17 protein-coding genes and 1 pseudogene are annotated in these 19930 nt (G+C 64.4%); 4 read left to right on the top strand and 14 right to left on the bottom strand.

Annotated elements, in window-relative coordinates; translation table 11 throughout:
- Window positions 1-30 precede the first annotated feature (30 nt).
- Window positions 31-606 carry a molybdenum cofactor guanylyltransferase MobA gene (mobA, locus tag G7009_RS00475; RefSeq protein ID WP_181128017.1) on the bottom strand — a complete coding sequence of 192 codons (576 nt, stop codon included), beginning with the start codon at window positions 604-606 and terminating at the stop codon, window positions 31-33.
- A gap of 40 nt (window positions 607-646) precedes the next feature.
- Window positions 647-1233: pseudogene (locus tag G7009_RS00470) on the bottom strand (efflux RND transporter permease subunit); the annotation flags it as partial.
- 111 nt (window positions 1234-1344) lie between these two features.
- Between G7009_RS00470 and G7009_RS00465 the strand changes: the two are divergent.
- The 3 genes from G7009_RS00465 to yiaY all read left to right on the top strand — a co-directional run bounded on the left by G7009_RS00465 (window position 1345) and on the right by yiaY (window position 4752).
- The gene (locus tag G7009_RS00465; RefSeq protein WP_181128016.1) at window positions 1345-1776 is read left to right on the top strand and encodes a PACE efflux transporter; all 432 of its coding nucleotides are present in this window, start codon (window positions 1345-1347) and stop codon (window positions 1774-1776) included.
- A 185-nt stretch (window positions 1777-1961) separates the two neighbouring features.
- Complete coding sequence (ilvA, locus tag G7009_RS00460; protein WP_219856383.1) at window positions 1962-3521, top strand: threonine ammonia-lyase, biosynthetic; 1560 nt, start codon at window positions 1962-1964, stop codon at window positions 3519-3521.
- An 82-nt stretch (window positions 3522-3603) separates the two neighbouring features.
- Window positions 3604-4752, top strand: coding sequence for an L-threonine dehydrogenase (yiaY, locus tag G7009_RS00455; protein WP_181128015.1), 1149 nt, complete (start codon window positions 3604-3606; stop codon window positions 4750-4752).
- 108 nt (window positions 4753-4860) lie between these two features.
- On the opposite strand, the gene G7009_RS00450 is transcribed toward yiaY, so the two are convergent.
- Window positions 4861-6051: a hypothetical protein gene (locus tag G7009_RS00450; RefSeq protein ID WP_181128014.1), complete on the bottom strand. Its 1191-nt coding sequence runs from the start codon at window positions 6049-6051 to the stop codon at window positions 4861-4863.
- Window positions 6052-6287: 236 nt separating this feature from the next.
- On the opposite strand from G7009_RS00450, the gene G7009_RS00445 reads away from it, so the two are divergent.
- Window positions 6288-8552 (top strand): putative bifunctional diguanylate cyclase/phosphodiesterase, encoded by a 2265-nt coding sequence (locus G7009_RS00445; protein ID WP_181128013.1) that lies wholly within the window; start codon window positions 6288-6290, stop codon window positions 8550-8552.
- Between the two features lie 123 nt (window positions 8553-8675).
- Here the strand turns inward: G7009_RS00445 and G7009_RS00440 are convergent, their stop codons facing one another.
- From G7009_RS00440 to G7009_RS00390, 11 genes are read right to left on the bottom strand one after another with little or no spacing between them, the layout of a single operon-like run.
- Window positions 8676-9473, bottom strand: a complete 798-nt coding sequence (locus G7009_RS00440) for a ChbG/HpnK family deacetylase (protein ID WP_181128012.1) — start codon at window positions 9471-9473, stop codon at window positions 8676-8678.
- Window positions 9445-10614 (bottom strand): GNAT family N-acetyltransferase, encoded by a 1170-nt coding sequence (locus tag G7009_RS00435; protein WP_181128011.1) that lies wholly within the window; start codon window positions 10612-10614, stop codon window positions 9445-9447. The genes G7009_RS00440 and G7009_RS00435 overlap by 29 nt, the downstream gene beginning before the upstream one ends.
- 4 nt (window positions 10615-10618) lie before the next feature.
- Window positions 10619-11308 carry a GNAT family N-acetyltransferase gene (locus tag G7009_RS00430; protein WP_181128010.1) on the bottom strand — a complete coding sequence of 230 codons (690 nt, stop codon included), beginning with the start codon at window positions 11306-11308 and terminating at the stop codon, window positions 10619-10621.
- Window positions 11309-11343: 35 nt separating this feature from the next.
- On the bottom strand, window positions 11344-11490 hold the full coding sequence (locus G7009_RS00425; RefSeq protein ID WP_181128009.1) for a hypothetical protein: 147 nt from the start codon (window positions 11488-11490) through the stop codon (window positions 11344-11346).
- Window positions 11487-12791: an oligosaccharide flippase family protein gene (locus tag G7009_RS00420; RefSeq protein WP_181128008.1), complete on the bottom strand. Its 1305-nt coding sequence runs from the start codon at window positions 12789-12791 to the stop codon at window positions 11487-11489. The genes G7009_RS00425 and G7009_RS00420 overlap by 4 nt, the downstream gene beginning before the upstream one ends.
- Window positions 12788-13798 carry a polysaccharide deacetylase family protein gene (locus tag G7009_RS00415; RefSeq protein ID WP_181128007.1) on the bottom strand — a complete coding sequence of 337 codons (1011 nt, stop codon included), beginning with the start codon at window positions 13796-13798 and terminating at the stop codon, window positions 12788-12790. Before G7009_RS00415 ends, G7009_RS00420 begins: the two co-directional genes overlap by 4 nt.
- A gap of 11 nt (window positions 13799-13809) precedes the next feature.
- Window positions 13810-14946: a glycosyltransferase gene (locus G7009_RS00410; RefSeq protein WP_181128006.1), complete on the bottom strand. Its 1137-nt coding sequence runs from the start codon at window positions 14944-14946 to the stop codon at window positions 13810-13812.
- Window positions 14939-15904: a glycosyltransferase family 2 protein gene (locus G7009_RS00405; RefSeq protein ID WP_181128005.1), complete on the bottom strand. Its 966-nt coding sequence runs from the start codon at window positions 15902-15904 to the stop codon at window positions 14939-14941. Before G7009_RS00405 ends, G7009_RS00410 begins: the two co-directional genes overlap by 8 nt.
- On the bottom strand, window positions 15901-17271 hold the full coding sequence (locus G7009_RS00400) for an O-antigen ligase family protein (RefSeq protein ID WP_181128004.1): 1371 nt from the start codon (window positions 17269-17271) through the stop codon (window positions 15901-15903). The genes G7009_RS00405 and G7009_RS00400 overlap by 4 nt, the downstream gene beginning before the upstream one ends.
- Window positions 17268-18359, bottom strand: coding sequence for a glycosyltransferase family 4 protein (locus G7009_RS00395; RefSeq protein WP_258197815.1), 1092 nt, complete (start codon window positions 18357-18359; stop codon window positions 17268-17270). Before G7009_RS00395 ends, G7009_RS00400 begins: the two co-directional genes overlap by 4 nt.
- On the bottom strand, window positions 18356-19930 hold the full coding sequence (locus tag G7009_RS00390) for a GumC family protein (protein WP_181128003.1): 1575 nt from the start codon (window positions 19928-19930) through the stop codon (window positions 18356-18358). Before G7009_RS00390 ends, G7009_RS00395 begins: the two co-directional genes overlap by 4 nt.

Raw genomic sequence — 19930 nt, 5'->3', positions numbered from 1 at the left:
GCCCAGCCTGTCGCGAGCGGCGTGCCCGGATCAACGCTCGAGCCACTGGGGGCTATTGAAGTTGCTCAGACGCGCGTCGTCTTCGGCACAGTCGAGCGCCTGCACGTCGGTATTCAGGAGGACTCGCTGCAAGCTGCGCTCACCGTGTTGCCAGGCCTGCTGCAACTGGGGCAGAAGACGGCGAGGGAGGGCACTGAACATCGGCTGCCAATACGTGGCCTGCCTGGCCATGGCCGCACTGTCGTGGATAACGGCAAGCTTGAGCAACTCGTCCAGCAGCGGTGCATCCACCCGCGGCGCATCGCAGGCCAGGATCAGCACCCAAGGATGCCGCGCCAGGGCAAGGCCCGCGATCACCCCGGCCAGCGGACCGGGGAAGCCTGGCTCGGCATCGCCCGCCAACTGGTCGGCGAAAGCCTGGTAGGCCGCCTGGTTGCGGTTGCAGGAAATGATCAGGTCATCGGTCAGGGGCCGCACGACCTTCTGTACATGCGCGATCAAGGGCTCGCCGCGCCAGAGCTCCAGACCTTTGTCCCGGCCGCCCATGCGTTGTCCTCGGCCGCCCGCGAGGATCAGGATCGAGCAAGGGGAAAACGGGCTGGACATGGCAAGGCTTCCGGTCGTTCGGACCGGAAACCCTCTCATGTCATGGCACGCTTGTCCAGTCAGGCGTCGCTTGTGCTCGCACGACCCGGCGTGTCCCCTGATGAGCCAGGCGCATGACCACCACGAAGAACAATGGCACGAATACCACCGCCAACGTGGCGCTGAGCATCCCGCCGATCACGCCGGTGCCGATGGCCTTCTGGCTGGCCGAACTGGCGCCACTGGCAATGGCCAGGGGCACCATGCCGAGGATGAAGGCGAGCGAGGTCATGATGATGGGCGCAAGCGCAGGCGGGCGGCCTGGATGGCAGCATCGGCCGCGTCGTGCCCCTGGTCCACCAGATGCTTGGCGAACTCGATAACGAGGATGGCATTCTTCGCCGACAGCCCGATCAGGGTAATGAGGCCTACCTTGAAGAAGACGTCGTTGGGCATGCCGCGCAAGGTGACCGCCAAGACGGCGCCGAGCATGCCCGGGGGGACGAGCAGCAAGACCGCGGTAGGGATCGACCAGCTTTCGTACAGCGCGGCCAGGCAGAGAAAAACCACCAGCAAGGACAGCGCCATGAGCAGCGGCGCCTGATTGCCGGAGGGGCGTTCCTGCAGAGACAGGCCGGTCCATTCCATTGCCTATCGCTGCAAAGGCATCAGAAAGGTTGCAAGTCGCCCAATGGTTCAGATCAGGCTTCTACTTGTGGCTTGCAACTTGTAACTTGTAGCTTTTCAAAGGAGTCCCATATGCAAGGCAAGGCCCGCAAGATCGTCCAGGCCATCTGCTACGAAATCATCGCTGTCGCCTGCGTGGCGCCGGCGCTGTCGCTGATGTTCGACGCCGGCATGGCTCATTCGACGATGCTCTCGATACTCATGTCGGGCATCGCCATGAGCTGGAACATGGCTTACAACTGGGCCTTCGAGCGGTGGGAGGCGCGCCAGCGCAAGCGCAGTCGCACCTTCCTGCGTCGGGTACTGCATGCGCTGGGCTTCGAAGGCGGGCTGGTGCTGATCCTGCTGCCGCTGGTGGCATTCTGGCTCGACATCAGCCTGTGGACGGCGCTGTTGACCAACCTGGCGCTGTTCGTGTTCTTCTTCGTCTACGCGTTCGTCTTCCAGTGGGGCTTCGACAAGGTGTTCGACGTGCCGGTTTCGGCCCAGGAGGCCAAGTGTTGACTTCCTACGTCATGGCGGGATAAGTTCCCAGCCATGAACACCTCCACGCAGCGTCGCGCCCCGAGCATTATTATTACCGCCATTATTCGATTGGCGGGCTAGCGCGCACGTGCACCGAACCCGCCCTGGAGGCGGGTTTTCTCTCTCTGACTCCTGGGCATCAAGAAAAACACCAGGAGTCATCGATGACCAGCCTCGCCGTAAGCCCCCGCGCCATCAGCCCTCGACAACTGCTCTCGGAGCAGGTCCGGCGCATTCTTGCCGCGCCTGTCTATGACGTGGCCATCGAGACACCGTTGCAACTGGCGCCGGCGCTTTCTGCCCGTCTGGGCAACCAGGTCCTGCTCAAGCGCGAAGACCTGCAACCGACCTTCTCCTTCAAGGTGCGCGGTGCCTATACCCGCCTGTCGCGCCTGAGCCAGGCCCAGCGTGAACGTGGCGTGATCACCGCCTCGGCGGGCAATCACGCGCAAGGGGTGGCCCTGGCCGCCTCGCGACTGGGCTTGCAAGCGACCATCGTCATGCCGACGACCACCCCGGAACTCAAGGTCGAAGGCGTCCGTGCGCGCGGAGGCAATGTGGTGCTGCATGGCGAGAGCTTCCCTCACGCCCTGGCCCATGCGCTCAGGCTCGCCGACAGCCAGGGCGCGACCTTCGTGCCGCCCTTCGACGATCCCGACGTGATCGCGGGGCAGGGCACCGTGGCCATGGAAATCCTGCGCCAGCAGCCAGGCGCCCTCGATGCGATCTTCGTACCGGTAGGCGGAGGCGGGCTGATCGCCGGTATCGCGGCCTACGTCAAGTACCTGCGACCGGAGATCAGGGTCATCGGCGTCGAGCCGCACGACTCCAACTGCCTGCAAGCCGCGATGGCCGCCGGCGAACGGGTGATCCTGCCGCAAGTGGGCACATTCGCCGACGGCGTTGCCGTGGCGCAGATCGGCGCCCATTGCTTCGAACTCTGCCGTCATTACGTCGACGAAGTGATCACCGTCAGCAACGACGAGGTGTGCGCGGCCATCAAGGACATCTACGACGACACTCGCTCCATCACCGAACCTTCAGGCGCCCTGGCGGTGGCGGGCATCAAGAAGTACGTCGCTCGGGAGCAGGCCTGGGGCCAGACCCTGGTGGCGATCGACTCTGGCGCCAATGTCAATTTCGATCGCCTGCGTCATGTCGCCGAGCGCGCCGAGCTGGGCGAGCAGCGCGAGGCGATCATTGCCGTGACCATCCCGGAACAGCCGGGCAGCTTCCGCACGTTCTGCCAGGTCCTGGGCAAGCGGCAGATCACCGAGTTCAACTACCGTTATTATCCGGGCAAGGAGGCGCGGCTGTTCGTCGGCGTACAGACCCACCCGCTGCATGACCCGCGCGAGCGGTTGCTGGCGAGCCTGCGCGAACAGGGATACGAAGTGCTGGACCTGACCGACAACGAACTGGCCAAGATGCATGTACGGCATACGGTCGGGGGACATGCGGCGCCGGGGGCCGAGGAACGCGTCCTGCGCTTCGAGTTCGCCGAACGTCCTGGCGCCTTGCTGGGGTTCCTCGAACGTCTGGGCAAACGCTGGAATATCAGCCTTTTCCACTACCGCAACCACGGTGCCGCCGAGGCGCGAGTGTTTGCCGCCCTGGAAGTCCCGGGCGACGAACTGCCCGGCCTGCCCGACGCGCTCGATGCCATGGGCTATCGCTACTGGGACGAGACCGAAAACCCGGCCTACCGCTTGTTCCTCGGATGAGCAAGACTTGCCCTGGATCAAGACCGTCCAGGGCATTCGGGCGGATCCTCATGGCCCCAGGACAATGCATGAGGAGCTGGCCATGAGCAGCACTTTCTTCATCCCCGCAGTGAACATCATGGGCATCGATTGCCTGGACGAAGCCCTGGACGCCATTGCCGGGCATGGCCTGCGCAAGGCGCTTATCGTCACCGATGTCGGCCTTGCCAAGGCCGGGATGGCCGAGGACATCGCCGGGAAACTGGCCCAGCGCGACATCCGCACGGTGATCTTCGACGGCGCCAAGCCCAACCCGAGCATCGCCAATGTCGAGGACGGCCTGGCGATGCTGCGGCGTGAACACTGCGATTGCGTGATCTCCCTCGGTGGCGGTTCGCCTCACGATTGCGCCAAGGGGATCTCCCTGTGCGCCACCAACTCCGGGCATATCCGCGACTATGAGGGCGTCGACCGTTCCAGCCGTCCGCAACTGCCGCTGATCGCCATCAACACCACCGCCGGCACTGCCAGCGAAATGACCCGTTTCTGCATCATTACCGATGAGTCGCGGCATGTGAAAATGGCCATCGTCGACCGCAATGTCACGCCGCTGATGTCGGTCAACGATCCCGCGCTAATGGTCGGCATGCCCAAGGCGTTGACCGCGGCTACCGGCATGGACGCGCTGACCCACGCCATCGAAGCCTACGTCTCCACGGCCGCGACGCCGATCACGGACGCTTGCGCTCTCAAGGCGATCAGCCTGATCAATGCCAACCTGCGCCAGGCGGTGGCCGACGGCGGCGATCTCAAGGCGCGGGAGAACATGGTGTATGCCCAGTTCCTGGCGGGCATGGCGTTCAACAATGCCTCCCTGGGCTACGTGCATGCCATGGCCCACCAGCTTGGCGGCTTCTATGACCTGCCGCATGGGGTATGCAACGCAGTGCTGCTCCCGCATGTACAACGTTTCAACTCCCTGGAGTGCGCCTCGCGGTTATCGGACGTGGCCAGGGCGATGGGGGTCAAGGTGTGCGGCCTGGAGACGTCGCAAGGCGCTGCCGCGGCGATAACCGCCATCGAGCAACTGGCAGCGGCGATCGGTATACCTCGCGGGCTCGCCGAGCTGGGTGTCCGGACCGAGGATGTGCCGCTCCTCGCGGCCAACGCGTTGAAGGACGCCTGTGGCCTGACCAACCCGCGAACGGCAAGCCAGGCGGAAATCGAGGCAATTTTCAAGGCGGCGTTTTAGAGGACGGTGCTCGGGCGCGCGCACCGACTGTGGTGGCGATGCTCATGCAGAGCGTGGATCGGGCTCGAGGGCGGCGCGAGCGACCCTGGGGCCTACGATCCCATCCGGCTACCGCTCGCGCATGAAGAACCCGGCCACGTACTTGCGGAAGGTCTCCAGGCTCTTGAAGTCGGCATAGCGCTTGAAATGCTCGGTTTCGGGCTCGGGGCCCAGCGGCTCCTGGGTCAGGGACACCGAGAGCACGCGATCCTGGTCGGAGGTCAGCACCAGTTCGTCCATCACCTGGCCACCGATGACCGGCCGTCGCATCAGCACTTTCACGCCCTTGCCCGCCATCCAGTCGATCAGTGACACCAGGGCCTTGAGCGGCTCGCGTTCCTCATCGCGGTACACCGGGAACAGATGCACCCGGGACAGTACCGGCACGCTGGCCACATGGATCAGTTCATAGAAATGGCTGCCCGCCGTGGCCGGGGAGTACAGCGCCAGCGCCAGCAGTGGCCCGGGGGTCTTCGCACCGCCCCAGAGCAGATGATGGCCCTGGAAGTCGAAGCCGTCCTCGCTGCGCGCATTGTGAACCTTCCTGCCTTTTATCTCGTCGATGCAGTCGAGCAGTAGCCCATGGCGGCGATGGCCGCCAAACACGGTGGCCTCGCGCAGCCGTGCCTTGAGCATCATCATGTGCTTCATGTCCAGGCGCGTTTCCAGGTAGTTGCTGGCGGGAACCCGCTCCAGCAACGGATAGCGGCTGGCAACGCTGCGCAGCTCGGCGAACTGGCCGGTCAGGTCCTTCTTGAGGTGGGTGGCGTACAGGTTCAGACCACTGGTTTCGATCAGGGTCAGCAGCAGGGAAAGCAGGCGTTGCTGTTCGTGCCTTTCGCTGCCCTCGCTGATGACGCCGGTGCCGTTCTGCGGGGCTTTGCGAAAATCGCCGATCAGGCGCAATGGCGTATCGGGCGGCAGCCAGGCTGCCGGTGGCGCGGCATCGGCGTCGCGTTCGGCGGCTTCGCGTTCATCCTTGGTGAATGGGCAACCGGCCACGTGCTCCGCAGTGCCAGGGTTGTTCTTGAGGAACAATGTGCCGGTATGACCGTTGAGCGTCACGTTGAGTACCGGCAGAGCGTCCTTGCGGCAATCGCAGGCCAGCCAGTGACCACCATTGCGCACCTTCATCAGCAACTGGTTGGCCTGCAGCAGACGAGGGCCGACCAGGGTGCCGAGCGCGAACCCGCCGAGCAGCTCCTCTTCGGCCGGGGTCAAGGTTCGGACCAGAGCCGCATTTTTTTCTATGATTCGCATGACACTCCGCCATTTCACGCGCCTGGGTGACTTCTCACACGCTACAAGCAAAGCGCCTGCAACGCTACTTCCAGTACAAGATCAAACTGGTGTTCGTTCTTCGGGGGGGCATTGAGCGATCCGCGCCCCCTGGCTTTCGAAGCCGACCCTTCATAGCTGACCAAAAAAACGCCGGTCTGGCTCAATAATGGCTACCCTGCGCCGATACAACTTGAATCCACCTCGATCGCAAGCCTATGACGATACCACCTTGCCTCCCCAATGACCGGCCACCCGCCGTCTGCAAGCTGCGCCGCGCGATTCATCGGCTGTTGCCGATCGGTTTTACCCTGGTAGGGATCGGCTTGTCCGTGGTGCTCGGGCGCCTGGACGTGCAACGCCAGGAAAGTGACCAGATCGCCAACATCGCCGCACGCCTGTCAGGCGTGCGCGCCGGGTTGGAGGCGCAGTTGCGGGCGGCATTCGGCGAGACCGAGGGGATCGCCCAGTTGATCGGCGCCGATGGCCACATCAGCGCCGAGCACTTCCAAGGGATGGCGCGCGAAGCTCTGGCGTCTATCCCGTACATGCGGCACGTGGTCATGGCGCCTGGGGACATCGTCGCGGCGGTCTACCCGCTGCATGGCAACCTTGGCGTGCTGGGCCTTGACTATCGCAAGGTGCCGGAACAATTCCCGATGCTGGAGTGGGCACGCGAACAGCAACGTGCCGTGCTGGCGGGGCCGGTGCACCTGGTACAAGGCGGCCGGGCGCTGATCTACCGACGGCCGGTCTTCCTCGATGGCAAGCGCGGGGTACGGTTGTACTGGGGCAATGTGTCGGTCATTGCCGACGTTGATCGCTTGCTCCAGGCGGCCGGTCTGCAAGCCGACCCGGAGTTCCAGTTGGCCGTGCGCGGTGCCGACGGCAAGGGCGCCGCAGGCGCGCTGATCTGGGGCGATGGGAGTCTGTTCGACAACCCCTTGGTAAGCCTGAACGTCGAGGTCCCAGGCGGTATCTGGCAACTGGTGGCAGCGCCCCGCGGCGGTTGGCCGGTGCTGAGTCTGTTCGCCTCGCCGCTGTTCATCTTCGCCTTGAGCTGCACGGCGTTGTTCAGCCTCTTCGTGGCCCAGCTCAACCGCAGCAACCGCCTGGTGCAGCAGCGCAATCGCGAACTGCGCCAGTCCCAGGCCCAGCTCGAACGTCTGGCCCACTACGACCCCATCACCGGCTTGCCCAACCGTGTGCTGTTCCAGCAGCAATTGATGCAAGCCATCGGCGAGGACCGCGACCTGGCGGTGCTGATGCTGGACATCGACGGCTTCAAGCAGGTCAATGACAGCCTTGGCCACGCCATGGGTGATCTGCTGCTGCAACAAGCCACGGCGCGCTTTCGTCAGGAGCTGGACGTCTGGGATCGCGTCAGCCGCCTGGGGGGCGACGAGTTCGTGTTCATGCTCCAAGGCGACTCGATCCGCGTCCAGGAGCAGTTGAACGCCTTGCTCTGCACGCTGCAGCGGCCATTCGAGCTGAACGGCAATGCCGCGCTGGTCACCGGGAGCATAGGAATCGCCTGGTGCCCCTCGCACGGTAGCGATACCGACAGCCTCCTGCGCCATGCCGACACCGCGATGTATGCGGCGAAGGAGGGCGGACGCAATGCCTGGCGGCCATACCATCCGGACCTGACCCTGCGCCTGCAGCAACGCCTGGATCTGGAGCGCAATCTGCGTCGGGCGCTGGCGAGTCATGAGTTCGAGCTGTGGTACCAGCCCAAGGTCGACCTGTTCAGCGGTCGTCTCGAAGGGGTCGAGGCCCTGGTGCGCTGGCGCGATCCGGTGCACGGCCTGGTGTCACCGGGCGCCTTCATCCCGCTGGCCGAATCTACCGGGCTGATTCTGCCGCTTGGCGAACATGTGCTGGAGCTCGCCTGTGCCCAGTTGTCCGCCTGGCAGAAAGCCGAATGCCTGCCAGGGACCATGGCCATCAACGTCGCGGCCTTGCAGATCGAACGCAGCGATTACGTGGCGGTGCTCGACGCGGCGCTGCACCGGCACGGCCTTTCACCCAACCTGCTGGAAGTCGAGATCACCGAAAGCCTGCTGATGGAAAGCCAGCAGGCCTTCAAGGTGCTGTCGCAATTGCAGGAAATGGGCGTGACCACCGCGGTGGACGACTTTGGCACAGGCTATTCGTCTTTGGCGTACCTGCGCGCCTTGCCGATCGACCACCTGAAGATCGACCGTGCCTTCATCAAGGATTTGCCCGTCGACGATGACGCCGTGGCCATTGCCCGAGCGATCATCGACCTGGGCCATGCGCTGGGCTTTCGCATCACCGCGGAAGGTATCGAGACCCAGGCCCAATACGACTTCCTGCGCAATGCCGGCTGTGACCAGGGCCAGGGATTCCTGTTGGCCAGGCCCATGCCGGCCGCGGAGCTGCAACGATGGATACTGGACAATCCGCAGCGACGGCGCCTGCGAGGTCAATGGTCGGTGCCGTCGCCGGAAGTCTCGTAAGGTCAGGTCGAGCAATCGTCCGGCCTGTTCGCTGGAAGGTACAGGAAGCACTGGCAGGCGAGGTCGTTGATGGCGCAGGTTATCCTTCCCGGACGCGCTGCCCGTAGAGAGCAGCGCGGCTCCTCAGGCGGTACGCGTCGTTTTCGTGTCCGGCATTGCGCGCGCCAGTGCGCCATAACCCACGCGCGGTATGTCGGCCAGGTGCAGATCGACCAGCGCCATCAACGATTCGCCCGGATCCAGATAGGAATCGCCGAAATCACGGACGCCCAAGGCGCTCGGGTGCGTCACCACTTCCAGCACGGCATGGTCCGGGGCCAGGCCGGCCTTCACGTCGCCAGGCGTGCAGACATAGTCGGCAGTCACCCCGCAAAGCTGTTGCAGGCGCCAGTTGAGCAGCGTCTTGTAGGCCCGTTTCGCCAGGCCGATATTCGGGCCGATATTGCGCGCCAGGCGCACAGGCACACCCTGTTGCCGGGCGAAGCGGGCGACGATCTCGCCGATGGGCCAGATATTGTGCACGTGCTGATGGGAGTCCACGTGGCTTGGCGTCAGCCCGTGATTCAGGCAATGCTGCCATTGCGCCTCGAGTTCCTGTTCCACCGCGTTGCGCTCGCGACGGGACAGGCGCAGGGCGCTGCGCTTGACGCTCAGGTCGAACTCGCCCTGGGCGGTGCAGAAGCGTTTTTCGTCAAGGATGGCCTGGCTCATCGCCGGCCCGTAGGTCAGGTTGAAATGCAGGCCGATGCGTCCTCTCAACAAGGGTTGCTGGGCCAGGATGCAAGCCCCCGCGAAAGCAGGCATGTTGGCCATTGCCGTGGCCGAGCTGAGCAGACCTGCCTGGAATGCATGGAGGATCACAGCGTTGGTGCAGGCATCGAGCCCGAAATCGTCAGCGTTGACTATGACCTGTGATGGCATCAGGACTCTCCTGTGTTGAAGACTCAAGGGTGACGGGCGCGCGATTGGCGCGGTACTGGCGCAGGCGTGGCTTGATCCACTGCCAGCAGCGCAGGGCGATGCCCAGTACGAGGCCGTCGGGGCGCCAGCTGTAGCAGCTCAGGCGCCATTGTTCGATCTGATCGGTCATGCGCTCGTGCAACTGGTGGCTGGAGTTCTCCAGGCTGACACGTGAAGCGTCGACCCACTCCCAACCTTCGTCCAAGCCCCAGTGGATCAGCTCTTCCAGCAAGACCCGGCCGCTACCCAGGTCGCGGTAGGTGGGCACGAAGGCCAGGTTGTAGTCATAGACGCGGCCGCGCTCGAGCAAACAGAGACGGTAGCTGATGCAGCGACCGTCCAGCTCCAGCAGGACAAGGCACACCAGCCCCTCGGCGGCCAGGGCGGTGAAGGCCTGGTGCATCCACTGGCTGCGCTGCTCGCCGGAGAAGATGCCGACCTCGTCGTCGCCTTTCCAGCTGGCCGCTTCCACGGCGCTCACGGCGGCCAGCAGCCCTTCGATGTCCTGCGAGGTGGGTATGATCCGACGCACCTGTGCGCCGCAGGCATTGATGCGTTTGCGTGCGCGGCGCAATTTGTAGCGCGGGTCGCCGCTGACTTCCTGGCGATCGCTTTCGGTGATGCGATGCACCGGCACACGGCAGGTCAGTCGCCGCTCGAAGGTCGAACTGCGTCGGGCCCATCGCCCCAGCCAGCTGTCGTCGGTATGTTCGCCGGGTATCTCGCTCAATTGCAGGACGGCATGCGGCAGCCCCCGGCGGATGGCCCGCAGTACCTGGCCAGCCGCGCCAGGCGGCAGGTCGATGAGCAGGGCGATACGGTCGCTCAACGGGTGGCCCAGGTGCCGGACCACGGACAGCCGGACCGGCCCGAAGGCTTCGGCCTCGCGTACCAGCGGCAGGCACAGGCACAGCTTGCCTTGCTGATGCCCAAGCAATACGCGCAGTTGTTGCCCGGGTTGCAAGGCCAGCTCGGCGGCGCGCAGCCAACCCAGATGATTGAACGGTGTCGCGCCTGGCAGGCGCTGGCGCAAATGCTCGTAGTCGACGGCGGGAAAGTCGTCGGCACGCAGCGAATCGCACCAGGTCAGTTGTACGCTCATAGGCTCAGGACACCGTGGCCGTCGCGCCCTGCGGCGCCGGTTTGCGGAGCGCCTCCAGGCGCGATTCACTGTAGCGGGTCTCGCGATAGAACTTCCAGCGACCGAACAGGCAATATACGTTCATGATCCGTCCTTGTTCCTTGTAACCCATGCGCAGGTGCAGCTTGAGCGCTGGAATATTATGGTTTTCGCACACGTCGACCACCTTGGTGCAGCCTTGCGCAGCCATGGCTTTCCACAATGCCAGCTGCAAGTCGACCGACAGCTGGGTGCCCCAGTACTTGCGGGTCAGTTCGCCACCGAATTCGAAGAACTCGCCCGAGTTCACCGGGAACCAGCAGCCATAGAAATGGCGGTCGTGATAATGCCGCGCACTGCCCCAGATGAATGCCACGCAGTCGTCATTTTCGTCCAGGAACATCAGTCCGGTATGACCCTCGGCGGCCAGTTCGCGCATGGTTTCCACACGGTCGCCAAAATGCCGAGCAAAAGCTTTCACGTTGTGTACCTTGATAGGCTCGACACGCAGGCCAGAGTAAGGTTTGAGCCGGTGTGGAGGGACCTGGCTGACCAGGTCGCGCTCCATCCAGAGCAGCTCCCAGTGGTAGAAGACAAAACGCCGAAAGGCGCTTGCCAGGGTCGAACGCATTCCCTTGCGCTTGATACGCTCCTGAATCTTGCTTATTGCACTCATGGTGCCTCCTGTTCTGAGCAGGTCGTGCCGCGTCGTCATAACGCGCTCCAGGCCAGGGCGGACGGGGTCTGCTCTTGCGGTTGAAACGTGATCTGGCCATGCTCGCGGTCCGAGCGGGCAGGCCGGGCCACCGGAGCGGCCACTGGCGCTTCCGGCAGGGGCCATTGGGTCCGGCGGTTCACGCGGTCCCCCGTTGCAACATCTGGCGCAGCGGCGCGAGGTCGCTGGGCAGGATGATCAGGGTTCGCCACAGCGGGACCTCGCTGAGCCGGCAGTAGAGCGTCAGCATGGCCGCCGTCACCACCAGGTAGGCGATGGACGAAGAGATGGCAGCGCCGACGATGCCGTAGTGCGGGATCAGGAAGAGGTTGAGGACAAGGTTGATCGTGGCGCCTGCCCCCATCATCATCGACACGGCGCCGGGACGGTTCTTGCCCAGCAGGTCCAGGCGCAGGATGCTTGCGTAGCACAGCCCCAGCAGCCCTGGCAGCAGCGCCAGCAAGGCCGTGTATGCCGGTTGGTATTCGGCGCCGAACAGCGTGACGATCAGCCATTCCCCGATCACTGCCATGGCCAGGCAGGCGCCGATCATGACGGTCGCGGTCAGGCGCAGGGCCAGCGGAGTGATCTTGTCCATCCCGGCATCCTGCTGCAGCAGACGCTTCATCAGTGGCGTGGTGACCGCCTCGGGCACGATCAGCAGCAGCTCGGCCGCGGCACTGGCCATGGCGTAGTGCCCCAGCGCGGTACTGCCCAGGATGGCGCCGATGAACAGGTAGTCCGAACGCAGGATCATCTGCTGGAAGAGCACATCGGGATGGCTGCGGGCGCTGTAGGTCAGAAGCTCGCGCTGGCCGGCGCGGTCCCAGCACAAAGCGATCGAACGGCCCCGGCCAAGCCACCACAGGCCCATCATCAGGACCACGCAGATGCCGGCCAGCCAACTGACCACGGCAGCTTCCAGTGCGTGGTCCCTCCACATCCAGAACATCGCCAGGAACAGAACCAGGGGCGCGAGCGACTCGGTCAGTCGCAACGCATTGAAGGCCACGACACCGCCACTGGCATTGTGCAGGGTCAGCAGGCCGCTCTTGAGCACGGTCATCGGCACGGCCAGCAGCAATAGCCAGGCCAGCATGCCAAGCTGGATCGTGACTTCGAGTTCGGTGCCGTATTCGCGCACCAGTACCACGCAGATCAGGGTCAGGGTACCCGCCAGCATGCAGCCGTAGACGAGCACCTGGGTCAGGAGCAGACCCATCGGCCGCTGTTTCGCCGCCTGGTAGCCGACCGCGCTGTTAAGGCCGCCGCTGGTCGCGGCGCTGATCATCTCCGGAAGGGAACTGAGCAAGGCGAACAGGCCGCGTTCGCTAGGCCCCAGGATGCGCGCCAACAGCACGTTGCGCGCCAGGCGCAGGGCAATCATCAACAGCTTGGTGCCCATGCTCATTGCCAGATGGCGCATGTAAAGGTTGCGGTTCATGCGCGGCCTCCGCGGCTGATTCGCCAGGCCAGCAACAACGGCCGACTGGCGCTGTGCTGACTGACACTGATCCGCGGCAATGCCAGCGGATCGTCTTGGCCCCGGCAAATGCCGGGGCGTGTGCTCAATGCATAGGGGTACTGGTGCGCGGCCACACGGGCGCGCACCCGCGCATCATGGTCACCGTTGGGATAGCAATACACTGGCAGCGGCTGCTGGCAGCCTTGCTGCAGCGCGTCGTGGCTGCGCTGCAGTTCGATATCCAGGCTCTGGTCGTCGAGGAAGGGCAACAGCGCGTGGCTGGCGCCGTGGGGACCAAAGCGCACCAGCCCCGAATTCTCCAATTCACGCACCTGTTCATAATCCATCGCCTGGGGCATGGACTCGGTCGGGCAGGCATCGGTCAGCATGTGCAGGGCCTGAGGGCTGAGATTCTTGAGGCTCTGCAAGTAGCGCGCCAGGGACAGGCTGCGCGCGTTGCAACGCTCGTTCATGAAGTAGGCGGCGGGCAAGGGGCGGCCGATCTTGCGCAGTTGCTCGATCAGGTGATGCCGCGCTTGCTCGCCATAGGTGCCCCACAAGGTCTCGCCCATGCTCTCCCACCAGAACCGCTGGCGGCTGCCGATGAAGTCGGTGGACAGGAAGATGCTTGCGGGCACCTGATACTTCTGCAACAGAGGGAAGGCATTGACGGCGTTATCGCGCCAGCCGTCGTCGAACGTCAGGGCAATCTTGGGCCGAGCGTTGCCGCGCGGTTGTTCGTGGACCTTGAGCAGGTCCATCAGGCTCACGCAGTCGAAATGCCGGGGCAGCCAGCGCAGCAGCCCTTCGAAGGCTCGCTGACCGACGCACAGCTCGTTGCGATGGGGCAGGGCGGCACTGGCATCGTCGGCCAGCACACGATGGAGCATGAGGATCACTCCGGAACCGCGCAATTCGGCGCGTCCCTTGGAAGACGTCAGGTACAGCCATCCGCTGGCCTGCTTGATACGGGACTTGATCGGCATTTGGCCTGTGCTCATCGATTCTGGTCAGGGTTCCATTGGCTGTAGCTGTGCCCTCGCAGGAACTGCCACACACCGACACACATGCCCGCCAGGGTGACCAGCACGAAAGCGGCGAGGCGGAACGGCTTGGGCAAGCGGTGGCGTGCGTCGAGCAAGCCGACGACGGCGATCGCGTAACCCAGCAGCTGTGCCTCCAGGGCCAGGCGATAGAAGCCAGGTTCGTCAGCCAGCCAGGCACTGGCCAGCAACAAGGGGAGCAACAACACCGGTGCCAGTCGGCGAATCAGCTTGTGGCTGATCAAGGCCACCGCATACAAACCGTAGCGCATGGGGTTGAGCAGCTCACGGCGAGCCGCCAGGCTCAGCAACCCGCCCACCGTGACCCGCTGGCGCCGACGAAACTGCTTGTCGGCCTCGTCCACGCCCTGGTCAAGCACCACGGCGTCGTGCACATAGACGATGCGCTTGCCGGCGGCCGGCGCGCAGGTACTGATGAAGAAATCGTCGTTGACCTCTTTCGGGATGGCCTGGTACAGCTCGCGGCGCACCGCCAGCAGCGCGCCGTCGGCCGAGACCATGCAGCCGGTGCGATTCTCGACCTTGCGCAACCACGCTTCATAGTGGCGGTAGAGGCTGTCGCCCAGGCTCAGGCCCTTGCCCGGATCTGGAATGATCATGTGCCCGGCGGTGCCACCCACCCTGGCATCGCCGAACGGGGCCAGCAGCAGGCGAAGCGTGTCGCCGGCCCATTGATTATCGGCGTCGGTGAACACCAGGATGTCGCCGCGGCAACCGCTCACCGCGGTGTTGAGTACCCCGGCCTTGCCCAGCCGAGGCAAGTCGAGCACCTGTATCCGCGCATCGCCCAGGCTGCGAGCGAATTCCACGGTGCGGTCGCTGGAACCATCGCTGGCCACCACGATCTGCAGCTCCGCTGCCTTGTAGTCCTGGTCCAGGACGCTGCGCAGCTTGTCGCTGATATGCCGTTCCTCATTGTGCGCGGCGATGACTACGCTGACTTTCTGCGGCGCCAGCGCACTGGGGCGGTGCTTGGCGAAGAACGGAGCGGCCAGGGTCAGCAGGACGGGATAGCCGAGCCAGGCATACAGGGGTAACAGCAGACACAACCAGAAAATGATCTCAGCCACGAGCGGGCCTCCTTGCAGTGCGATTGAACAGGCTGAGCACGAAGGCCGCCCCGGCCAGGTGCAGACGGACGCCATGCAGGCCCCAGAGTTGCAGGGCGAACAACGCGTCGCGGTGTTTCAGGCTCTGGCGCAAGCTCAAGGCCAGGGCCGGCAAGGCACCCGCCAGAAGCAGATACAGCGCCGCTTCGCCGTTGCCCGACAGCAACAAGGACAAGGCCACGGCGTCGAACAGCCAGATCGCCAGGGACAACAGGGGGAAGCGCAGCAGACGCAAGCTCAGGCCGTTGCTGCGCAGCAATTGCAGATGGCTGCCCTGGCGCCACATTTCCTTGCCCAGCCATTCGGCCCAGCTGCCTTCGAAGCCCCAGTGCAGGACCACCGGCTGACGCAGCACGCGCAAACGCGCGCCGGCCTGATGCAGGCGCAGGGTGAAATCCTTGTCCTCGCCGGTACGCAGGCGCTCGTCGAACCCGCCGACCTTGTCGAACCACTGACGACGCATCAGCAGGTTGGGCGTCGGTAGCCAGCTGCTGTCCTGTACTGTCTGGCCGGCGCGAAGCGTGCGCCGTTGCCAGGCGTAGGCGAACCATGGCGCCTGCTGCGGGGTATCGCAGTCCAGGGCGAAGACGTCGCCTTCGCCGCGACGCTGCAGATCCACCAACAGACGCAGCCAGTTGCTGGGCACTTCGATGTCGGCGTCGAGAAACGCCAACCAGTCGCCCTTGCAGTTGCGCGCGCCGTAGTTGCGCAGGGCGCCGATGGCCAGGCCGGGCTGGCTCAGGACTCGGGCGCCCTGCTCGCGGGCAATGATGGGGCCCGCGTCGCTGGAGCCGTTGTCGACGACCACCAGTTCGCAGGCAAGGCCCGCCTCGTCGGCGGCCAGTCGTGCCGCTTCCAGGGTGCGGGCGATGTGTCGGGCTTCGTTGAACATGGGAATGACGATACTGATCAGGCTCATCGCAACACCTCCTTGGTGCGTGCCTCGGCGGCATGACGCACGACAACGCTGGACAGGGCCAGCAGCATCCATAGGTATTTGTGGTTGGGCGCGCTAAGGAACATCAGGAACAGCCCCATGGCCAGCATGGTCATGGTCAAGTGCGTCATCAGGTCGGCCTTGTCCTGGTCGCCCGCGGCCAGCCAGCAGGTGCGGGCGTGCCAGAAATTGCGCATGGCCAGGGCGATCATGCCGATGAACATCAGGCCGGCCGGCAAGCCGGTTTCGCTAAGGATCTCCAGGTAGGTGTTGTGCGCGCGGCGGAACAGCTCGCTGGACTTGCTGCCGAAAGGCGAGAAGGCCTTGGCGAAGCCGGTCTTGGCGTAATGCAGCGGGAAGGTGCCGGGACCCGTGCCGAGCACCGGGCTGTGGCTGACCATCTCCTTGCCCACCACCAGGTATGACGAGCGACGGCCCAGCGATTCATCCTTGTGCGCGTTGGCGCCGGACTTGAGCAGCACCAGCGACTGGATCCGCTCAACGTAGCCCTTGGGCATCATCGCCGCGCCTATCGGCAGGACGATGGCCAGTCCGAGCATGGCGAAGCCCAGATGACGCGGCCGGATGCGGGCGACCTGGATCCGGTAGTTGTAGATCACGATAGCCAGGCTGATCATCAGCACCACCAGGCCCGAACGCGATTCGGTCTTGGTCATGCCCGCCAGCAGGAGCAGGCAGCAACCGGCCCAGAACAGCTTGAGCAGCGGCTGGCGAGCCTTGAAGGCCAGCCACAGGCCCATGGGCATGGCCACGGTGATCAGCAGGGCGAAGTTGTTGGGGTCGAGCAGCGCCGAAGCGCGACCGCCTTCCTGGTACTTGCTGGAGAACATGGCGAACAGGCAGGTGATGCAGACCGTCACGGTCATCACCCGCGCCAGCGTCGGCAGGTCCAGGTCACGCCCGATCAGCAAGGTGATGCCGAACACCACCAGGCCTACGCTCAGCTCGCGCATGTGGCTCAGGGACACACCCAGGTTGTCGCTGGTCCACAGGCTCAGCAGGTACAGCACCATGAACGGTATCAGCAGCAGCCAGTGGGTGGTGCGCAGGCGCTCCCCGGACAATTGGCCGACGGCCAGCTGCAGGGACAGGATCAGTGCCAGGCCGATACCGACCAGCTTGGCACCGGACAGCAGGCTGTCCTTGAGGATACCTTCGAGCGGCACCAGGGCGACGATCGCCAGCAGCCCCCAGGCCGGCTTGCGGTAGAGCACCAGCGCGCCAGCGAGGGCGATCACGCCGCCAGGAGCCAGGAACGGGTAGGGGCTGGCCAGCAGCCCCAGGCACACCAGGGCCACCAGGCCCACCAGCGACAGTGGAACGATCATGCAATAGCCTCCTTTGCCGTGCCCCGGTAGACCTGGGCCCAATGCTGCGCCAGGGTCGGCAGGTGGTAGCGTTCGCGTTGGGTCTGGCTGGCGCGGGCGACCAGCTCGGCGGCCTGCGCCGGATCTTCCAGCAAGGCCTGCAGGTGCAGGCCCAGCTCGTCGACCGCCAGAGGTTTGGCGAGCAGCCCACTGCGGCCGTGCTCGATGACGTCGGGAATGCCGCCCACGCCGAAGGCCACGACCGGCACGCCGTCCTGCATGGCTTCGAGCAGGATCATCGGCGTACCTTCGGTGCGCGAGCTGATCACCAGGGCATCCAGGCGCGCCATCCAGCTACGCATGTCACGCTGGAACCCCGGCAGGGTGATGCGCGCGGTCAGCCCGGCGGCATCGATGCGCGCCTGCAAGACCGCGCGTTCCGGTCCTTCGCCGAGCATCACCGCATGCACCTTGGGGTGGCGCTGGCACAGTGGGATCAGCGTGTCGAGGAACAGGTCGGGGCCTTTCTCGCTGCTCAATCGTCCCACGTAACCTGCCAGCCACTGGCCATAGCCATGGCCGCGTGTCGGCAGGGCCGACGCTTGCGGGAGGCCATTGGGGATCACTTGCAGCTTGGTCGAGGCAACCCCCGCATCGCGGTGGATGCGCGCGATGCTCTCGGCTACGCAGACCACCCGGCCCACTGTCGGAGTACGGCACAGCTGCAGGCTCAGCCAGGTATAGAAGCGTTGCTTGCGGCTGCGCGGTGTGAAGCCGTGCTGAGTGATCACCATCGGCAGGCGCAAGAGCGAGGCGCCTACCCAACCGAACAGCAGCCCTTTGAAATTGTGACTGTTGACCAGCGCCCGATTGCCGCGCTCATCGCGCAGCGCCTTGAGCAGCGCACCTAGTCCCTGGCACCTCTGGCACTCCACACCGGCCTCGCGAAAGCGCGCCAGCAAGTCCTCGGGCGCATCGAGAAACAGCACCCGATGGCGCCCAGGCGTTGCCTGGCAATGGTCCAGGAGCATGCGCTCGGCACCGTAGAACCCGCCGCTGTTTAGCAGGTGCAGGATCCGCGGCGCGCCGGTGTGGATTGCAGCGTTCAATTTCGCACCCAGTGCACCAGCCGTGGCAGCGACCAGGACTTGTGCGGGTTGGGCAGGACTGCGACCTGTTCGTTGATCACCAGCAGCACAGGCAGGTTCAGCTCGCGGCTGATCTGGGCAGGGTGCTTGAAGCGATGGTCGAAGAACTCTTTAACGTAGACCACGGCAATCGCCAGCAGCAAGCCGGTGAGCAAGCCGAAGGGGATGATCAGGCCCGGCTTGGGGAAACTGGCGGCGGCAGGTTCGTACGGCGCGCTGAGGACGCGGGCGTTCGACTGGCTGCCATCGAGCAGACCCTGGCCACGGCTTTCTTCGTAACGCTGGGCGTAGGTGGAGAAGGCCTTGTGCAGCGCTTCGATCTCGGTGTCCAGTTGGCGGGTCTTGCTCTGGGTTTCGCGCAGCTGGTGGATGCGCCCCTTGTAGTCGGCGATGCGCTGGGTCTTCTGGTCGATGATCTGCTGGGTCACGGCCAGGTCTTGTTCGCGCTCGCGGATACGGTTCTGCACCACCTTGAGGAACTGGCCACGGGTGGCGCCGATCTGCTCGCGCAACAGCAGCATGTTTTCGGCGCCCGGCAGGAACACCGCCAGATCGGCGTTGTAACGGGCTACCTGGCTGGTCAGCATCTCGCCCAGTTGCTTGATCTCGCGATCTTCCAGGGCAATCCCATCGACCGTCGTGGTGAAGGTGTAGGGGAAGCTGTAGTCGTTCATCCGCGACTTGCCGGCCGCGGCCATGCTGCTCTTGAGGTAGGTCAGCCATTGCTGGTTCTGCAGCAGGCGATCGCGGGACTGGTTCAGTGCCTGCTCTTCGGTGTTGATGGCGTTCAGGCCGAAGGTCATTTCCTCGCGTGGATCCGACGAGCTGATGGCTTCAAGCAGGTTCAGACGCTGGCCTTCCAGGTCGCCGATGCGGGTCTGGTAGTGCATCTTCTTCTGCTGGTAGAAGCTTTCCGGCAGTTCGTTGGACTGCAGGTCCTGACGGTTCTTCAGGAAGTTGTCCAGCAGCTTGGTGACGAAGAGGGTGCCCAGCTTGCCGTCTTCGGCCGCATAGTTCACCGAAATCACGTTCGAGCCCGGCAGGGTTTCGACCGTCAGGTTCTTGATCGCTTCATCGGTAAGGCCGTCGAGCTCGCCATCGCGTACGGTCGCGTCTTCGTCGGCGAAGAGGTTCTTGATCGGCGTGATCACGTACTCGTTCAGCGGAATGGTCACGACGCGCTGCAGCAGGCTGGGCTCCACGGCGTAGTGGCCTTCCTGGCGCAGCTGATTGATGGTCTCGCGAATCAGCGTCGGCGAACGCAGGATGTTGCTTTCCGTCTCCATGTCCGCCAGCGTCGGCGGGATGAACTGGTCGGCTTCCTGGGACAGGGCGGAGCTGGTATCGCTCTGCGAGAGCTTCTTCGACTGGACGATGACTTCTGCGGTGATATCGAAGCTCTGCTTGAGCACGAACGGCAGCGTCAGGGCGATCACGGCGAAGACCAGGAACACCCGTTTGACCAGTTGACTGTTGGCGAAGAAGATCCGGAAGAACTCATGTACGTAGTTCTCTTTGGGTAGCGTGGTCAT

The organism is Pseudomonas capeferrum (assembly GCF_013523055.1).
GTDB classification, from domain to species: domain Bacteria; phylum Pseudomonadota; class Gammaproteobacteria; order Pseudomonadales; family Pseudomonadaceae; genus Aquipseudomonas; species Aquipseudomonas capeferrum_A.
This window is presented reverse-complemented; position numbering and strand designations above follow the sequence as displayed.

Bases quoted from the DNA above. Each gene is read 5' to 3' on its own strand.
- mobA (WP_181128017.1), bottom strand. From the start codon at position 606: ATGTCCAGCCCGTTTTCCCCTTGCTCGATCCTGATCCTCGCGGGCGGC.
- G7009_RS00465 (WP_181128016.1), top strand. From the start codon at position 1,345: ATGCAAGGCAAGGCCCGCAAGATCGTCCAGGCCATCTGCTACGAAATC.
- ilvA (WP_219856383.1), top strand. From the start codon at position 1,962: ATGACCAGCCTCGCCGTAAGCCCCCGCGCCATCAGCCCTCGACAACTG.
- yiaY (WP_181128015.1), top strand. From the start codon at position 3,604: ATGAGCAGCACTTTCTTCATCCCCGCAGTGAACATCATGGGCATCGAT.
- G7009_RS00450 (WP_181128014.1), bottom strand. From the start codon at position 6,051: ATGCGAATCATAGAAAAAAATGCGGCTCTGGTCCGAACCTTGACCCCG.
- G7009_RS00445 (WP_181128013.1), top strand. From the start codon at position 6,288: ATGACGATACCACCTTGCCTCCCCAATGACCGGCCACCCGCCGTCTGC.
- G7009_RS00440 (WP_181128012.1), bottom strand. From the start codon at position 9,473: ATGCCATCACAGGTCATAGTCAACGCTGACGATTTCGGGCTCGATGCC.
- G7009_RS00435 (WP_181128011.1), bottom strand. From the start codon at position 10,614: ATGAGCGTACAACTGACCTGGTGCGATTCGCTGCGTGCCGACGACTTT.
- G7009_RS00430 (WP_181128010.1), bottom strand. From the start codon at position 11,308: ATGAGTGCAATAAGCAAGATTCAGGAGCGTATCAAGCGCAAGGGAATG.
- G7009_RS00420 (WP_181128008.1), bottom strand. From the start codon at position 12,791: ATGAACCGCAACCTTTACATGCGCCATCTGGCAATGAGCATGGGCACC.
- G7009_RS00415 (WP_181128007.1), bottom strand. From the start codon at position 13,798: ATGCCGATCAAGTCCCGTATCAAGCAGGCCAGCGGATGGCTGTACCTG.
- G7009_RS00405 (WP_181128005.1), bottom strand. From the start codon at position 15,904: ATGAGCCTGATCAGTATCGTCATTCCCATGTTCAACGAAGCCCGACAC.
- G7009_RS00400 (WP_181128004.1), bottom strand. From the start codon at position 17,271: ATGATCGTTCCACTGTCGCTGGTGGGCCTGGTGGCCCTGGTGTGCCTG.
- G7009_RS00390 (WP_181128003.1), bottom strand. From the start codon at position 19,930: ATGACCACGCTACCCAAAGAGAACTACGTACATGAGTTCTTCCGGATC.